Annotated in this window: 1 pseudogene; it reads left to right on the plus strand. The window is 54.0% G+C overall.

Annotated features, from left to right (window positions below):
* Nucleotides 1-274, plus strand: a pseudogene (locus tag QVO51_RS10225) (hypothetical protein); the annotation flags it as partial.

The following is a 274-nucleotide window of genomic DNA, read 5'->3' on the forward strand; positions in this document are numbered from 1 at the left end:
CCCGGCACGGACGGTCAGCGAGGATGATCTGCAGCAAGGGTTTATTGACGCGGTCAATGAAATGCTCGGCAACAGCGACGAATACCTGAAAAAGCTGAAAAGTAATCTGAAAACCGCGATCAGCCTTGCCAATCCGCAGTCAGCAGAAGCACTCGCGGAAAGGATGCGACAATTGCAGCAGGAGCTGATTGACCGGACGGAAAGCGGCACGAACTACGACGATCTGGCAGAAGAAATCCTGCGCCTGCGGGAACTGCAGGAACAGACTGTTATG

The organism is Ruminococcus sp. CAG:379, assembly GCF_000434255.1.
GTDB lineage: Bacteria > Bacillota > Clostridia > Oscillospirales > Ruminococcaceae > Ruminococcus_F > Ruminococcus_F champanellensis.